Origin of the sequence: Methanococcus voltae (assembly GCF_017875395.1) — an archaeon.
In the GTDB taxonomy this organism is placed as follows: Archaea; AGJL01; Methanococci; order Methanococcales; family Methanococcaceae; genus Methanococcus; species Methanococcus voltae_C.
On sequence record NZ_JAGGMO010000004.1, the window covers coordinates 93,711 to 106,205 of the forward strand.

At 28.4% G+C, this 12,495-nt stretch carries 14 protein-coding genes; 10 read left to right on the plus strand and 4 right to left on the minus strand.

The genetic code is table 11. The features are described from left to right. Positions 1 to 27 precede the first annotated feature (27 nt). The 4 genes from J2127_RS05560 to J2127_RS05575 all read right to left on the minus strand — a co-directional run bounded on the left by J2127_RS05560 (position 28) and on the right by J2127_RS05575 (position 3,023). Positions 28 to 1,740, minus strand: coding sequence for a hypothetical protein (locus tag J2127_RS05560; protein ID WP_209732578.1), 1,713 nt, complete (start codon positions 1,738 to 1,740; stop codon positions 28 to 30). Positions 1,741 to 1,817: 77 nt separating this feature from the next. Next, positions 1,818 to 2,246: a hypothetical protein gene (locus tag J2127_RS05565; RefSeq protein WP_209732579.1), complete on the minus strand. Its 429-nt coding sequence runs from the start codon at positions 2,244 to 2,246 to the stop codon at positions 1,818 to 1,820. A 161-nt stretch (positions 2,247 to 2,407) separates the two neighbouring features. Then, on the minus strand, positions 2,408 to 2,584 hold the full coding sequence (locus tag J2127_RS05570) for a hypothetical protein (RefSeq protein ID WP_209732580.1): 177 nt from the start codon (positions 2,582 to 2,584) through the stop codon (positions 2,408 to 2,410). 4 nt (positions 2,585 to 2,588) lie between these two features. Continuing rightward, the gene (locus J2127_RS05575; protein ID WP_209732581.1) at positions 2,589 to 3,023 is read right to left on the minus strand and encodes a hypothetical protein; all 435 of its coding nucleotides are present in this window, start codon (positions 3,021 to 3,023) and stop codon (positions 2,589 to 2,591) included. A gap of 372 nt (positions 3,024 to 3,395) precedes the next feature. On the opposite strand from J2127_RS05575, the gene J2127_RS05580 reads away from it, so the two are divergent. From J2127_RS05580 to J2127_RS05625, 10 genes are all read left to right on the plus strand, one after another. Continuing rightward, positions 3,396 to 3,635, plus strand: coding sequence for a hypothetical protein (locus J2127_RS05580; protein WP_209591443.1), 240 nt, complete (start codon positions 3,396 to 3,398; stop codon positions 3,633 to 3,635). A gap of 163 nt (positions 3,636 to 3,798) precedes the next feature. Then, positions 3,799 to 4,566 carry a hypothetical protein gene (locus J2127_RS05585; RefSeq protein WP_209732582.1) on the plus strand — a complete coding sequence of 256 codons (768 nt, stop codon included), beginning with the start codon at positions 3,799 to 3,801 and terminating at the stop codon, positions 4,564 to 4,566. Between the two features lie 192 nt (positions 4,567 to 4,758). Continuing rightward, complete coding sequence (locus J2127_RS05590) at positions 4,759 to 5,097, plus strand: hypothetical protein (protein WP_209732583.1); 339 nt, start codon at positions 4,759 to 4,761, stop codon at positions 5,095 to 5,097. Between the two features lie 114 nt (positions 5,098 to 5,211). Then, positions 5,212 to 5,985 (plus strand): hypothetical protein, encoded by a 774-nt coding sequence (locus J2127_RS05595; RefSeq protein ID WP_209732584.1) that lies wholly within the window; start codon positions 5,212 to 5,214, stop codon positions 5,983 to 5,985. Positions 5,986 to 6,104: 119 nt separating this feature from the next. Next, complete coding sequence (locus tag J2127_RS05600) at positions 6,105 to 6,401, plus strand: hypothetical protein (RefSeq protein ID WP_209732585.1); 297 nt, start codon at positions 6,105 to 6,107, stop codon at positions 6,399 to 6,401. Then, positions 6,394 to 6,732, plus strand: a complete 339-nt coding sequence (locus tag J2127_RS05605; protein ID WP_209732586.1) for a hypothetical protein — start codon at positions 6,394 to 6,396, stop codon at positions 6,730 to 6,732. Before J2127_RS05600 ends, J2127_RS05605 begins: the two co-directional genes overlap by 8 nt. Positions 6,733 to 6,755: 23 nt before the next feature. After that, the gene (locus tag J2127_RS05610; RefSeq protein ID WP_209732587.1) at positions 6,756 to 7,460 is read left to right on the plus strand and encodes a hypothetical protein; all 705 of its coding nucleotides are present in this window, start codon (positions 6,756 to 6,758) and stop codon (positions 7,458 to 7,460) included. Positions 7,461 to 7,639: 179 nt separating this feature from the next. Then, positions 7,640 to 10,483 (plus strand): phage distal tail protein, encoded by a 2,844-nt coding sequence (locus J2127_RS05615; protein ID WP_209732588.1) that lies wholly within the window; start codon positions 7,640 to 7,642, stop codon positions 10,481 to 10,483. 146 nt (positions 10,484 to 10,629) lie between these two features. Next, positions 10,630 to 11,493, plus strand: coding sequence for a hypothetical protein (locus tag J2127_RS05620; protein ID WP_209732589.1), 864 nt, complete (start codon positions 10,630 to 10,632; stop codon positions 11,491 to 11,493). A gap of 10 nt (positions 11,494 to 11,503) precedes the next feature. Continuing rightward, on the plus strand, positions 11,504 to 12,454 hold the full coding sequence (locus J2127_RS05625; RefSeq protein WP_209732590.1) for a Gp37-like protein: 951 nt from the start codon (positions 11,504 to 11,506) through the stop codon (positions 12,452 to 12,454). Positions 12,455 to 12,495: the final 41 nt, after the last annotated feature.

Here is a 12,495-nt window from a genome sequence, read left to right on the forward strand (position 1 = left end):
ATTTTAATGATAAACTTTCTCATTTCTCTATAGTATTGTGATATCATAATTATTAGAATGCTTAACATCCTCGAATATCTCATTTAACACATCTGCAGGTATAATTTTTGAATTATTCAAATAACAATTATATACTGCAGGGACAACGCAATCTGCTAGATCCGGGCTATTTTTACCATAATAAATTACCTTATTTTCATTAATCTGATGTTGAAGTATCTGTAAATACAATTTTTCCCATATTTCGGGCTTACAATTTATTAAAAGTTCATTATTTTCCACCAATTGCTGAAAAATTTTCCAATTATCTATACTTTTTGATATTCTTTCTCCACCAAATTTTTGAATAAAAGCTTGGCTATTAAATTGGTCAAAACTTAATTTTAGGGAGAAATTATTTTTTAAATAGCGTATAAATTCTTCTAAAGAATTATAATCTACGATGTGATTATTTGTGGGCTTTAATTCAATCAAATTTGCCAAATTCACGGTATTATTGGTCTTATCATAATACGCTATTGCAATCCCTGTGCTATCATGTTTAATCGATAAATCAAAATGAACGTATAAATCGATACTTTTTTGTAAATTATTATTTAAAAATTCATTATTTTTTGTATTAGACAGTAATTTAAAGTTTAATTTAACTTTGCCATCTTTATCATCGTAATTTGGAGACCAACTAAATAGGGGTTCGCACTTGAACGTTTTAGTTGTTGTTGTAGCCATGGTTGTAGCTGTAGTCATAGTTGCAGAATCTTTGTGTATGCGATTGGTATAGCAATTTTTTAACTTCTCTGCGTTAATAAAGTAATTACTTAATTCAGGAGGTTCACATTCGTACATTTTCTTTGCAAGGCTGTTATTACGTTTATAATCATCATCAAAATCCGATTTATTACGATAAGTATTTACTTCCCAAGTAGCACCTTTAAAGCTGTATACATCACCCATACCCAAATTTTCGGAGTAAATTTTATAGCCAACGTCGTCTAATGGATTAGGGGTGGGAAAACGAGTCCAACTAATCATTACAACCTTTCCTTCTTTTCCCCATCGCGTTTGAACAGAGGATTTAGCTTGATAAAATATTTTCTCTGCATTTAGGAAATTTTCATCAGAAATCTCATCAATTACAATACATTTTGGATTTGTACCTTCAAAACTAGCAGAACGGCTGTGTCCACTCGTAATTTTTACGATTTCACCTAGTTTAATAGATGTGTTATTGACTTTTATGGGGGATTTATCACTCTTTTTAAATATTTTCCAAAGCTTACAACGGTTAAACCACTGTTTAAACTCTCTAAAAAATACATTATGTGCTAAATCTGCATTAGGAGCAATATTTATAAAATCTACTCTTGTATAATTCACTTTTGATAATACTAAGTCAATAAGTTCGTCATTAAACAATAATGAAGTCATGAAATCCTTACCTCCACCCTTACCCACTAAAACGGTGCTTAAATAATTTTTTTTCATGTTTTTTAGAATTTCAGCTTGTTTAGGAGTTATACTGTCCAAATCTAACAAGTATTTACATCGTGCTATAATATCCATATTTTTAATTGTTTCTAGAAATTCGTCAAAAATATTCTTAAAATTTTTTTTAAGGTCTTTTTTTGTTTTAAAAAGTGTTTTAAAGTTAATATCTAAGTCCAAACATAATTTAAAAAATTCTGATGCGTTGAAAGTTTTAGTAGCAATTGCATGATTTACTAAATTTTTTAAATACATCTATTCACCACATTTGAAAATTTGAAAATTTGAAAAGTTTATTTAAGGTATTTATTTAATGTATTGCTGTAAATTACCTACAATTCTTTAATAATACGACATATTATCCGCAAATCAATGTTTTTACCGAATAATACTACATTATAAGTACAAAAACTTAAAATCTGGATCATATATGTGTATTCTACCTCATCTATTTGATTATTACATAATAAATCGTGGATAGAGTCCAGTATCCTCAAATAATCTAACTCGCCATCACTAGTGTGAGTACCAAATAAATCATCTAAAATCTTTACTAGCTCAATTTTACGGTTTTTTTGCATAATATCGTTGGGATAATCCAAATAAGGTAGTAATCTTTCTTTAAAAAGATTCACTGTAGCTTCAGGTGAATTTTCAGAAGATAAATTATGTAAAACCTGTAAAATTGTAGAATTTTGCTGGTTTTCGATATTTTCCATATTTTGTTCGTTTAATTCATTTTTAGGTTTGAATAATGCCATAAAACACCTCTATTCGTATTATTATTGTATTATAGTATTATCGTATTATCATATTATCATATTCATTTAGTGTACTAAGTTATTGTATTATCAACAGTTTCAAGATACTGATATCGGATATTCTATAGCGATATTCGTTATTTAGTATTCATTATGTAGTTTTAACGCAATAGTATATCGATAAGTAAATCTATGAAAAACTTTAATAATGGGGTTAAAAGTATGCTAATACCATAATATCGCATAACCTGAATTAAAAGGGCTTCAAAACTTTTTTTAACTATATTTTTGAATATAATTCCTAGTAAGAACCCGCTAGAGACTTCTAATATTGCCATTACCTTAGCCCTGTTGAAACGATTCAACATCCGAAGTACACTTTTTAACGGCGTTACTGGGTCTAATGGGCTTAACTCCCGTAATTTTAGAAGAATTTGGAAATTCAATTTTATTAAAGTTATTTAAACCCTTAAAAATTTTGTAAGAACTGTTTGCATGAATATTATAAACATTTAAGATTTTTGAACCTGCTATTACTATAAAATTGAATATAACGTCTGCATAAATGAAATTAAGTACTAATATGTTGACTATAAAAAAATTTAGAAATGATTTAAAGTCTTTTGAATAAACTGCATAAGAAATCATTGTTAAATTTATCAAAATTTGATAGATTACTCCCTTAGAGCTCTTAATATTTTTATAATTCGTATGCTCATTATGGGTTGTATATTCGTTAGCACCTATTTTGCAATTATTTTTTGATTTAACTTTCATAAATCCACCACTTTGAATTAAATAGTAATAACCTACGATTTAGTTTAATTTAATATTGTAATCACAGATATACCATAAAAATAAATACTATTTAATCTTTTTTTTTAATTTTAGTGTAATTATTTAATCTATATATTAATTAAATTAGTATATATGCTTTATTTCTTAATTAAGAAATATATAGGGCAGTATTCAAAGATAAAATAGTAAACTATAAAGAGTCTTAAGGTATCTCTTGGATGTGTTACATTGGCTAAGTCGGTGTTACTGGAGGCATCAATGTAACGGATGAAAAATAAAAATAAAAAAAATAAATATAAAAAATAAGGAAATAAAGAATATAACGCATAAAAACAAAATCAAAGGGATAATATGGCTTTATTTAGCAGAAAAGATGACGGAAGCGAAATAAAATCAAATGCGAGAGATGTTGTAAGGTCAATAGCCAGAGACGAGGCTGAAAATATGAAAAAAGATCTTAGATTTGAAGCAGTTCAGAAAGAAGTTTTAGAACTTAAAATGAACAAAATTGCGACTGAAGTCGTTGAAAAGGATAATGTTTACGAAGAATTAAAAGACTTAAAAAGCAAAAATTCAAATGTTAGAGTCTAAAATATCAAAATTAGAGGGTAAAATTGATGTAATCGTAAAAATCCTATGAATATAGGATAATACAGTATATAAAGAATTTAGAAACCCTCTTAATAACTTTTCTTAAAGAAATTTTAATAAAGATACTTATCACTAAATTAATAAAATGAGTTAAGGTTATAAAATGCAAAAATTATTCTTGCCCGTTCTAAATATAACCAACATAGATGGCTTTGAAATAACTGAAGAATGGCTATCTAAAAACTATGAAACATTACGGGGTAAACCGGTTAATATAGACCATAATTACGATAAAAAAAGTAATTATGCAGTAGGGCATGTTTCTGAGATAATACTTTCAAAAACGAACGAACTTTATGCAATTGTTGAAGTTTTTGAAGAAATATATGATTTAAAAAGTAATTTGAAAGGCTGTTCAATAGAATACAATGAAAATACATCTGGAAAAGAAGGCATTATTCGAGCTTTGGCACTTTGTTTTGAAACGATACCTAAAGTTGAATTTGCCAAATCTTCTGGAAATATTGATGTTGCAGAAATATTGGCGTCATTGAATGATAAAAGCAAAAAATCTGACGGTAATAAAGAAAATAATAAAGAAAATAATAGTGAAAGTAAAGAAAATAAAAATAAAGATAAAAATAAAGATTTGGACAATTTTCAGGAACTTTCATCTAAAATAAACAATATATTGTCAGAATTAGAAGTTTTAAGAGATTTTTGTAATAAAAACAATTCGTTATTAAAAACAATTATAAAAAAATCTGACGAAAAAACAGAAATTATGGCATCAATGTATTTTGATAAATTCAACAGTTCGGCAGATGATTTAAATAATTACAAATTAAAATCATTTAAAAACAAAATTAAAGAAGATAATTTGCCAAATCCAAATTCTAAAAACATAAAATCTCTCAATATGGATTTTTAAAATAAAAAAATTCCAGATATTGAATTTACAAGTATTTTATATGGATATTAATTATTTAGCACTACTTAGGGCGTTACTAGTATTATTGGCATTATTAGTCTTATTCGTATTATTACCCAATATTTTGGTGCTATTCATAAATATTCAATAAATATTACAAAAAACCCAAAATTACACTTTTAAGGTGATTATATGGATGTAATCTCTGTAAAATTAGCCGAAAGCATTGAACCAAACACTTTTGTTACTATTGGTCAAAATGGCGTGTTAAAAGCTAGCGGTGCCAATATAATCGGTATATTATCTAATGAAGGTAGCTATGACACAAAAACCAATAAAATAGAAGCTGAATCCATTGGAAACGTTTACGTATTGGGTATTCAGCGCGTTAAAACTAATGAGTCTTCGTCATTACATATGGGGGATTATGTAGTCTCCAATGTGGATGGTTATGCCATAAAATCAGAAACCGGGTCAGGATTTAAAGTCACCCGTGTTTCAGGCAGTTATGTAGACGTTTTATTGAGATAATTGAATTAATTAATCAATTAATAGCTATTTGATAATTGAGATAAAATAAGTTATAAAATAAATTACAGTAAAAATTACGGTAAAATAAACGATGAAAATAACTTGGGTGATGGTATGACCAATGGTTTAACACCTGAACAACAAAAAATAGTCAAACAAAGGTTTCAAAACATTAAAGATTCACAAGACATAGTTAAAAAAGTAATGCCTGAATCAATAATCGATTCTGCAAGTAGGAAGTATATTACTGAAACCATTAACATAGATGATACCACCATATTAGATAAATCAGATATGGAGGTTATAAATATACCTTATGGTCTTTCTGACGATGTAAAACGTATATTTGACTTAAATGCTAAAATAGTAAGGCCTACCAGGATGATGACAAACGAAGGAATATCCAAATTTTCGATAATTTTGGCTAAAATAATAACTAAATCGATAAATTATCACGGAATAAATGAATTAGTAGCTAATGGTACTGAAAAAGTTACTACGAATACTTGGGACGCTTGTACAATCAATAAAATGGTTGAAGATGTAGAAGATGGAGTATTTGAGATAATGGAATACAGTTCTGCGCCCATTAATATGATAGTACCCACAAGTAAGAGGAAATACCTTAACAAGCTAAATGACTATGGTTTAAAAGCAATTAGGGAATTGGATGGTACAATAGCTAATATATACACATCTAACTTTTTAAATCCGGATACGGCTGTTTTAGTACCTTATGATGCAAGTATTGTAACATTTAACAAAGCTACGCCATTATCTGTAGATTTAGAGGTTTTTGAAAAAACTCAAACCAAACTGATTGCTACGCAGGCTATTTGCCCATCTGTCGATGATAAAAACGGAGTCATAGTTTTAAAAGGTATCTAAAAGTTAACGGCTTACTTTAGCATACTATTGATTTAATATTAGTTTAAGATTAGGTTAATGGTAGTTTAAAATTAGTTTAAAATTAGTTTAAGTTTATAAAAAGGTAATCATGGGATAAAATGACAGAAATCCTATTAAGTGACGTAATTTCCAAAATGAAGATATATTTAAATTTGGAACAGTTTTCCAATATGGAATTCGCTGAAGAATGTGCAAAAACCGCCATAAATGTATGCTCTGTTGAAAATTTAAACATAGTAACATTTTATGCTTGTTATTTATATATGCGACCATACGATGAAAATTCCAGTGCTTATTTGGAAATATACAAGAATTCTGTGGAAGAAATAAAAAATGGAACTATAGATATTGACCGTGGATTTAAAGAACTTACGGGAGATTGTTATAATGATTAAATATTCTGAATATTACGATTTAATGGATAAAATAAATAAAGAACTTGTTAATAGCAATATTGAAGTTAAATCACAATTTAATCCCAAAATTTCAGATTATTTATTTGAAATGTATGTATGTGCAAAACCAAATTTTCATAAAAACATATGGAATATTGAATTGAAATTAAAAATTAAACAGTTTAACAGTTTAAAATTAAATGGTTCTAAACTAGACGATATAAATTCTAAAATAGGTATTATAGAAAATATTTTGCAAAAATATGATTTAATACTGGAAAATATCGAATATGAAAATTCGGAATTAAATTTGATATTTAAGACAAAGTAATATACTTAAAAAAAGGTGAATGAATGGTAATTGCAATTCAAAAACCTGACCAAAAGACCATATCCGCAAGTGGAAAACTTGCTATCCTATTAGCAGACTCTAAAGAGGAGATACTTACTACAGACGGTATAAAAACAGAGTTTTCACTTTCAAATAATGAAGTTCTTTCGGGTTCCGAAATAGTAACTAAAAATGGTTTAAAGCTAAAAATAGGTACGGATTATAATATAAACGATGCTTTAGGCATTTTTAATAAAATAACATTTAATATTGCTCCGAGCAGTAACGATGTGATATCTATAGAATATAGTTACGCAATCAAAGGTTTGGGCGGTGCAAGCGAATTGGAAGTTAAAGAAGAGATAGAAACTGAAGAAAAAACAATAGATTTTAGTTATGCAAAAATACAGATTGAAAAAGGTAGCTCACTAAGTGCAAGCTTTAAAGACCTTATAACACTTGGAGATATTGATACAATGGTTGAATTTGGGGGCAATATTGAAGTTACGCCCAAATATCGTAAGTATATAAACGGTAGCTCCAAAACTGCCACCATTGCCATTCAAGTTTATGGGGAACAGGCTGACGTAGTATACGGTGCGGCAGGTCCAAAACGACTAATTATATTAAAAAACGTTAAAAAGAAGAGTTCAGGTTTAAAGTTCTCATCTGCAGAGCGTAGCTTTGATTTATCAGTCCAAAAACTTGAAATAATTGAGTACCTTTAAATCTAAAGATTATATGCGCACTATTATATTCGTATTAATTATATTCGTATTAATTAATTATACTAGAATTTATTTTAAAATTCTTTAAAATTTCTTAAAATTCTTTAAAAATCTTCTTTTTCTTAAATTTAATCATATGTGCAGAGTAATTTATATTATTAAATTTTAAATGTGGTAAAATGGCATTATATTATCATAAAGAAACAAACAGTAATAATATAGCAGTTAAAATTCCCGTTATTCCTGCAAATAGTACCAAATATCTGACATTAGAAGAAAATTCTGAGTATACTATGTTTAACGACCCAAAAAATGTTTATACATATTTTTGGAAGTTTTCAGACATTAATTCACTTGCCGATTGGAGTGTGGAAAGCGGTTCGAAAAACAATGCTATATTTGAAAATGGAATCATGAGACTTAACGCGACAAACGTATATAGTAGCTACGTTGAATTGCCTGAATCTTACAAGTTTATATCAAGATTTAGACCCGATCATATTTATTGTGGAATTATGTTGGGAAAAAATTACGGGAGTTATGCAGATATTATCCACTACGGGGATGGTACAAATAATTCTTCGACCAACCAGGAGCAATATGTCAGATTAAATAATGTAGATATAGCCAATACACATAATTTGTTAAATTCTAACTGGTACGTTCAGGAATATAGGGTTACGGACTCAAAAGTAGGTTTTTATGCAGATAACGAACCAATATTCGAAAAAAACATTAGTTATAATGTTAGCGTTCTTGATAAGATAACTATCTCAAGTAATTCTTCAGGCGGTGGAGATGGTATAATATACGTTGATTACATCGCAATTGCTGAATATTATGATAATATTCAGGTAACCTCTACCAATTTGGATAATACGTTGAAAATTACTGTAACGAATAATAACAACTTCGATTTGGTGAACTACCCTATTAACATCAATATATCAGAGCTGAATTTAACAACTGAAAGTTTAAAAATTTCAGATGTTGATAATACTGAAGTATATATTGTATTCAACAATCAACAGCTGTATACTAGTCAGGATAATTTACAAGTTTACGCTGAAGTATCCTGCGGAATGGGTTTAAAAAGCGTAAAAATTCAAAATAATCAGCATATGGCTCAAGATATGATAAAACTGGATAATTCAAAAAATACATATGGTTCAACCATACCGCTTTCAGATTCTATCAATAATTTGAAAGTCATTGCCACGAGTAAAGAGGATATAGTTTCAAATTCGGATGTTAAAATTGTAAATAAAATAGCTCCTGTTACTGAGGACAAACCCATTGTAACGATAATTAAAACGCCCCCAATTCCCGAAACTACGAGTGAAAATTACATTACACTGCAATGCGATGTTTCAGATTCCGATGAAATACTCTATGTTAGGTGCTATAGCAATAAATTAAATGGTTATATCGAATTAAATAAAGTTGAAGGCACTATAAATCGGTACAGTTGTAATATGCCACTATTTTATGGTGATAATCATATTCATATCATTATTTCAGACGTTAAAAATTATTTGGGTACATCTGAAACTCTTGTTATCACCAAAAACGATACAACAGCTCCAAAAATTATTTTTGATACACTTGATGTCAGATGTATAGATGAAGCCTATAGGGTTCTTGCTAAAGTTTACGACGATGAAAGTGGCTTAAAAGATGTAAAAGTGGTTCATTACGGCAATGAAACGAAAATACAATACATGGATTATATGGGGAACGGAATCTATGAAAAGTTAATAAATTTGATAGACGGGGAAAATAAAATAAGGGTAATTTCACTGGATAATAACGGTAATGAGTTAATTTCAAACACTAAAACCATTATTAAAGAAAATAAGGAAACAATTAATGTAATTAAACAAGAATTAATTCCCCAATTAGATATAGTATTTGAAAAACCGATTAATAAAGTAACAAATTCAATATATGGCGTAGAATGTTTTATAAACACGAATTTACAGCTTGACGGAGCTTATGTTATTTTAAATGGAAATTCTATTAGATTAGATTGTATTGGCGACAAAAAATATGGTAAAAAAGTTAAATTAGATGAAGGACTCAATAATTTATATTTGCAAGTCAAAGGGCAGGGTTTAACAAAATATACTGAGAAATATTCAATATATTATTCTTTAAAAAATACTTTGAAATACATCAATAATGATAACGAAGTCATTGTTTTTGAAAAAAATATTGATTATGAAAAATTGAATAATAACGTTGATACATTGATATTTAGAAATATTGATGGATTAAATTATTCAAAAATGAATTATGAGACTAAGCAATCAAATAATGGAATAATTATTAATAATGGTACGTTAAATCCGTATAATTTAAAAATAAATGGATTGATTATTTCTAAAAATCCCGAAATTCTTGAAAAAAAGATTACAAACATATTTTCGCCGACTAAATCAGGTGTTTTGTATTTGCAATACGATGAAACTTATGAATGTCCGTGTAAAGTATGCAATATAAATATAAACTCTAGTCCCGACTCTAAAACCGATACGGTACGTGAATTCTCCATAGAATTAATAGCAGAAAAACCTTATTGGTTATCCAGTGAAAAATCTGTTGAATTTTCAAAAGGTTCCTTGGGCTTTAAATATCCATTGAAGTTACCTTTAAACTTTGGACGTGTTAACAACCATAAAATAATTATAAATTCTGGTTATGTCGAAACTCCATTAAAATTAGAAATTAATGGACCCATGAATACAGCCGATGATTGTTTAATTGTTAATAACAGCACTAATGAACATATTAGGTTGTGCAAAAAGCTTGATACTTATGAATCGCTTTTTATAACCACTGAACCTATTAACGTTGTATATATGAATAAAAATACTGGGGAAACCAAAAAAGCTTTTGATTACGTTACAATGGATAGCAAATTCTTTAATTTAAAAACAGGTACTAATGATATTGAATTAACAACTTCAAATCCTGATTTAAATGTAAAAATGATATACAGGTTTAGAAATTTGACATTATAATTATTAAAATTATATTTTATAATTATTAAAATAGCAATATTCTAAATCCCATCAATTTTTACTAAACTATTACTAAATTTATTTTATGATTCTTTAAATTAAATTATACAAATATGATAACTAAATAAGCTAATATAGGTGAATTTATGGAATGGAGTGGATTTTTTAACGATAATAACGGCGATAGACAGTACGATGCAGTAGACTGGGCCAAATTTATTACTAAATTGGTTAGTTCAGGTTTATTGTATTTGGGAGATAATTTGAAGGTTGGGCATATTGCTAATTCGGATATTGTCGTAAAAAAAGGTTCTGCACTTATTGAAGGTTATGGTTACGAGCTTACCGAAGATAAGGTTATTACATTAGACGTGGGAGGAGGCTCGACACGTGTTGACAAAATAGTTTTAAGACTTGACCGTAGTGAAAATGTACGAAATGTAAGCTTGAAGGTTATCAATGGCGATATTGTACGAAATGAAACCATTTATGATTTACTACTTGCAGAAATAACCGTAAATGCAGGTCAAACGTTTGTAATTCCTGAAAATATTATAGATATGAGGGAAGATTATTCCGTTTGTGGTGTAGCCCACTCTACAAACCAAGAAGCACAAATTGACAGTTGGTTTAACCACGTGAAAGAGAAGTATCGTTTACCCCTCGTTGGTGAAATAACAATTTATGAATCCACGGATACGGTGCAAACATACAATGATAATATATTTTCAATCCCGAATTGGCAATTGTACGATAATATCCGCTTTGAATTTATTTGGGAGGGTAAAAACGACTACTACACGGAGTTAGACCTTAGATTAAATGGTGAAATGTATGGGGTATATATTGAGCGTTCAAATTGTAAATTATTCTCTAAAAAATTCCCGGCTTCTGAGTCGATTAGTTGGAAAATAAAGCCACTATTTCCAACAGATAGCTATAGACCAGGGAGCCTCGTTTATTTAAAGATAATCGGGGAGTATGGGACAAGTTTTTTAACTCAAAATTAAATGTGATAACATGCTAAAAATACTAAATAAAAATTTTGAATATGTCAATGCAATAAAAATAAACGAATTATTAAATTTAAGATGGGATAGAAAATTTTATTCTTCCGATATTTTTTCATTTAATTGTAAATATGATGGAGATATTAATGTTGGGCAATATGTCCTTTATAATGGTTACTTTGGTATCATTGAGTACATAAAAACGACTCTTGACGGGTATATGCAAGTAAATGGCAAAAGCCCTTTATCGATACTAAACAGAAGAGTGGCAATTAATGAAAACTATATAGGTAATATGGCAAAACCATTTAAAGCAATTATCTTGGAATTAATTAACGCAAATGTTACAAATCCCGTGGATACGACCCGTAAAATAGATGTTATTGATATTTCAAACATTGTCGCAGACGGCAATATTTACGAATGCAGATGTAAGGGCAAAAATTTAGGAAGTATTTTAAATTCGATTTGTAAAGATAATAATGTCGGTCAACGAATGATTTTTGATTATACGAACAAAAAATTTCTATACGAACTTTATACTGGTAAAAATAGGGGTATAAACCAATCTGAAAACGAATGGATTATATTTTCCCCAGAAATTGGCAATATATATAATCAGGAATATATTAAAGATACAAAAATACTAAAAAACGTAGAATACGATATAAATTATAATAAATTTAGTAAATCGCCTTATTCTGCAGAAATTACTTCGGGAATAGACAGATTTGAATTTACAGACGATAAATTTGTTGAAACAATAATAACCCTAAATACGGAAGTTAGTGATGACTGCGGATATAAAGATTTATGGGATTTAGGCGATATCGTAACCTGTCAAAGTAATAAATTTAATTTTAGTATCGATTTACCGGTTATCGAAGTTTCTGAATTGATTAAAAATAATAATTTTAATTTAAGCGTTAAATTTGGAGATATTGAAGGTTTTAAAAAATAATAAACCGTATAAAAATAAAATACTAATCCAATGAAATATAA

Coding starts and splice junctions, on each gene's coding strand:
- J2127_RS05560 (WP_209732578.1), bottom strand. CDS start 1,740: ATGTATTTAAAAAATTTAGTAAATCATGCAATTGCTACTAAAACTTTC.
- J2127_RS05565 (WP_209732579.1), bottom strand. CDS start 2,246: ATGGCATTATTCAAACCTAAAAATGAATTAAACGAACAAAATATGGAA.
- J2127_RS05570 (WP_209732580.1), bottom strand. CDS start 2,584: ATGGCAATATTAGAAGTCTCTAGCGGGTTCTTACTAGGAATTATATTC.
- J2127_RS05575 (WP_209732581.1), bottom strand. CDS start 3,023: ATGAAAGTTAAATCAAAAAATAATTGCAAAATAGGTGCTAACGAATAT.
- J2127_RS05580 (WP_209591443.1), top strand. CDS start 3,396: ATGGCTTTATTTAGCAGAAAAGATGACGGAAGCGAAATAAAATCAAAT.
- J2127_RS05585 (WP_209732582.1), top strand. CDS start 3,799: ATGCAAAAATTATTCTTGCCCGTTCTAAATATAACCAACATAGATGGC.
- J2127_RS05590 (WP_209732583.1), top strand. CDS start 4,759: ATGGATGTAATCTCTGTAAAATTAGCCGAAAGCATTGAACCAAACACT.
- J2127_RS05595 (WP_209732584.1), top strand. CDS start 5,212: ATGACCAATGGTTTAACACCTGAACAACAAAAAATAGTCAAACAAAGG.
- J2127_RS05600 (WP_209732585.1), top strand. CDS start 6,105: ATGACAGAAATCCTATTAAGTGACGTAATTTCCAAAATGAAGATATAT.
- J2127_RS05605 (WP_209732586.1), top strand. CDS start 6,394: ATGATTAAATATTCTGAATATTACGATTTAATGGATAAAATAAATAAA.
- J2127_RS05610 (WP_209732587.1), top strand. CDS start 6,756: ATGGTAATTGCAATTCAAAAACCTGACCAAAAGACCATATCCGCAAGT.
- J2127_RS05615 (WP_209732588.1), top strand. CDS start 7,640: ATGGCATTATATTATCATAAAGAAACAAACAGTAATAATATAGCAGTT.
- J2127_RS05620 (WP_209732589.1), top strand. CDS start 10,630: ATGGAATGGAGTGGATTTTTTAACGATAATAACGGCGATAGACAGTAC.
- J2127_RS05625 (WP_209732590.1), top strand. CDS start 11,504: ATGCTAAAAATACTAAATAAAAATTTTGAATATGTCAATGCAATAAAA.